5 protein-coding genes are annotated in these 3,092 nt (G+C 69.7%); 3 read left to right on the top strand and 2 right to left on the bottom strand.

Going from position 1 to position 3,092, the window contains the following annotated elements:
* Positions 1–463: hypothetical protein (locus VGS97_RS18480; RefSeq protein ID WP_326854822.1), on the bottom strand; the 463-nt coding region annotated here is incomplete at its 3' end.
* Between the two features lie 282 nt (positions 464–745).
* Positions 746–1,060: a hypothetical protein gene (locus VGS97_RS18475; protein ID WP_326854821.1), complete on the bottom strand. Its 315-nt coding sequence runs from the start codon at positions 1,058–1,060 to the stop codon at positions 746–748.
* A 292-nt stretch (positions 1,061–1,352) separates the two neighbouring features.
* On the opposite strand from VGS97_RS18475, the gene VGS97_RS18470 reads away from it, so the two are divergent.
* From VGS97_RS18470 to ispF, 3 genes are all read left to right on the top strand, one after another.
* Entirely contained in the window at positions 1,353–1,835 is a 483-nt protein-coding gene (locus VGS97_RS18470) for a CarD family transcriptional regulator (RefSeq protein WP_324841993.1), read from the top strand.
* Positions 1,836–1,871: 36 nt separating this feature from the next.
* Positions 1,872–2,594, top strand: coding sequence for a 2-C-methyl-D-erythritol 4-phosphate cytidylyltransferase (ispD, locus tag VGS97_RS18465; protein WP_326854820.1), 723 nt, complete (start codon positions 1,872–1,874; stop codon positions 2,592–2,594).
* Positions 2,595–2,658: 64 nt separating this feature from the next.
* A partial coding sequence (gene ispF / locus VGS97_RS18460) for a 2-C-methyl-D-erythritol 2,4-cyclodiphosphate synthase (protein ID WP_349262182.1) occupies positions 2,659–3,092 on the top strand: 434 nt, incomplete at its 3' end.

The following is a 3,092-nucleotide window of genomic DNA, read 5'->3' as shown; positions in this document are numbered from 1 at the left end:
CGAGGTTGCCCGCCGTCAGCCCGCTGTTGGCCAGCTCGATCTGCGGCTGTCCCTGCTCGCCGAAGCTCACCGACTGCCCGGCGGTGATGCCCGACGTCGACACGCTCGCCGTGTCCGCAGCGGATCCGGTGTTCGTGGCCGGTTGGATCTGCGCGCTGGTCCCGTTCACCTGGACCGCCGGCCAGTCCACGTCACTGTTGCCGGTGTTCGAGACGGCGCCGATCACCTCGGCGTTGCCGCTGGAGGGGTCCACGACGACCCACACGTTGTTGACCTTCATCGCGCCCGCCGTGCCCATACCCGCGTTGGGCTTCACGGCGACGGACGCGGAGTCGAAGCCGGCACCGCAACCGGCGGCCAGCGGCGCCACCGCCGCCAGAACGGCAGCGACGGCCAAGCCCGCACGGCTCCGGCGAGAGGGCGTCGACCGGCGGGTCGTGCTCGGGGAGTGGAGGCTGCTCACGGTCGGTCAAGCTCCTTGGCGCGCGACTGGTCGGACAGTGTCGGTCGGACTGTGTTAGTCGGACGGTGTCGGTCGGGCAGTGCTGCCTGGAAAACACACAACCGGACCGAGCCACAGCGTACTGACCGCCCTTGCCGACTCCTCACCCGAGGGGCCCAAAAGCAAGATGGTGCTACGAGCCAGCCGGAAGCAGGCGTGACCGTGCTCGTCACGGCGCCGTATGACTGCATGATTACTGCACGGCTGTACGCACTGTCGCCGCCTGACGATCAGTCAGTAAGTTCAGTGTGCCGCGGGCAGCAGCATCGCGACCGCGGACGCGATGAGGGCGGCCAACAGCACCACGGCGATGGCCGCACGCGGCGAGCCGAGTACGTGCCCGACCCGGGCCATCAGGTCCCGGCGGCGTGTCCACCGTTCTTCGCGCAGATACCTGCGCACGTCTCCGGTCAGCTCTCGCGGATCATCAGGCGCACGACACTCGGCATCGCTGATCTCGGTCCCGTCCGGCCACCGGCCGATGACGGCTTCGTCGTGTTCGTCCCGCTGGTCGTCCCAGCCGGGCTCCGGGCCGCCTGATCGCCCACTGGCGTCCACCGCGTGCTCACCCCACCTGACGTGTGCGAAGAGCCGACTTCTGCTTCAAGCCTCGAGGTCATTGTGCGCCCGCCCCGCGCCCCTGCACAGGGGCGGGCGCGCGCGGACGCGGAGCGCTCCCGGAGAGCCGCCGGGAGCGCGCGGAAAACCGCCCGCTGACGCCCTGACCTGGGGCGAGTACGGTCCGTTGACCGTTGTCAAGTGTCCTTCACCCGCCTGACCTGCGCAAACACCCTTCAGAAACTCGCCTGGCCGTGTTATCCTGGATGCCCACGGAAGGGGTACGCATCACATGACGTTCAAGGTTGGCGAGACCGTCGTCTATCCCCACCATGGGGCCGCTCTCATCGAGGCGATCGAGACCAGGATGGTCAAGGGCGAGGCGCGCCCCTACCTCCGGCTCAAGGTGGCCCAGGGCGACCTCACCCTGATGGTTCCCACCGACAAGGTGGAATATGTAGGCGTCCGCGATGTGGTCGGCCAGGATGGTCTCGACCGCGTGTTCGAGGTCCTGCGCGCCCCGCACACCGAGGAGCCCACCAACTGGTCCCGGCGGTACAAGGCCAATCTGGAGAAACTGGCCTCCGGCGATGTGATCAAGGTGGCCGAGGTCGTCCGCGACCTGTGGCGCCGGGAGAAGGAGCGGGGCCTGTCCGCCGGCGAGAAGCGGATGCTCGGCAAGGCCCGCCAGATCCTGGTCAGCGAGCTCGCGCTGGCCGAGAACACCAACGAGGACAAGGCCGAGACCATCCTCGACGAGGTGCTGGCCTCCTGACGGCTGCCGCGCGACCCGAACCCCGACCGTAACGCGATGAGCACTCCCCCCGGCGGGACGGCCGCGATCGTCCCCGCCGCGGGCCGTGGCGAGCGCCTGGGACCGGGCGCTCCCAAAGCGCTGCGCTCAATCGCCGGTATCCCGATCCTGGTCCACGCGGTCCGCTCGCTGATCTCCTGTGAGCGGGTCGGTTTGGTCGTGGTCGCCGCGCCGCCGGACGGCGTGTCCGAAGTCCGCGATCTGCTGCTCCCGTTCGGCGAGACCGTGCAAGTCGTCGCCGGCGGTGATACGCGGCAACGCTCCGTCGCCCTCGCCCTGGACGCCGTTCCCGAAGAAAACGACATCGTCCTAGTCCACGACGCCGCGCGCGCCCTCACACCGCCCGCACTGGTCACCGCCGTGATCGAGGCGGTAGCCGCAGGCTGTGAGGCGGTGATCCCGGTACTCCCGGTGGCCGACACGATCAAGGCGGTGGACTCCTCCGGGACGAACGTCACCGCGACGGTAGACCGCTCGTCCCTGCGCGCAGTGCAGACCCCGCAGGGTTTCCGCCGCTCGCTGCTGGTCAAGGCGCACGCATCCGCCATTTCCGCGGACACGACGGACGACGCGGGCCTCGTCGAACGCCTCGGCATTCCGGTCGCGGTCATTCCCGGCCACACCGAGGCCTTCAAGGTCACTACTCCTTTCGACCTCATTCTGGCCGAGGCCGTCTTCGCCGCCCGCGCGGCGAGGCACCCAGAGGAACCCGGTGCCTGACTTCGCCGCGGCGCCCGATTTCAACCCGGCGCCCGATTTCAACTCGGTGCCCGATTTCATGCCAATGTCTGATCTTCCGCTCATCGGTATCGGCGTGGACGTCCACGCCTTCGGTCCGGACGTGCCGCTGCGGCTCGCCGGGCTCGACTGGCCCGGCGAGACCGGACTGGCCGGCCACTCGGACGGCGACGTCGTGGCACACGCGGCCTGCAACGCGCTGTTCTCCGCAGCCGGCCTGGGCGATCTGGGCTTGAACTTCGGCACCGACCGGCCGCAGTGGCGCGGTGCCTCCGGAGTCGCGCTGCTCGCCGAGGCGGCCGGTCGGGTGCGAGCCGCCGGATACCGCATCGGCAACGTCTCCGTGCAGCTCATCGGCGTGCGCCCGAAGCTCGGCCCGCGCCGCGCCGAAGCGGAAGCCGTGCTGTCCAAGGCCATGGGCGCCCCGGTCCGGGTCAGCGCTGCCACCACGGACGGGCTGGGTTTCACCGGCCGCGCCGA

The organism is Actinocrinis sp., from assembly GCF_035946395.1.
Taxonomy (GTDB): Bacteria; Actinomycetota; Actinomycetes; order Streptomycetales; family Catenulisporaceae; genus Actinocrinis.
The sequence above is the reverse complement of the archived record's forward strand: the minus strand, read 5'-3'. Positions and strand labels throughout refer to the sequence as shown.

Bases quoted from the DNA above. Each gene is read 5' to 3' on its own strand.
- VGS97_RS18470 (WP_324841993.1), top strand. From the start codon at position 1,353: ATGACGTTCAAGGTTGGCGAGACCGTCGTCTATCCCCACCATGGGGCC.
- ispD (WP_326854820.1), top strand. From the start codon at position 1,872: ATGAGCACTCCCCCCGGCGGGACGGCCGCGATCGTCCCCGCCGCGGGC.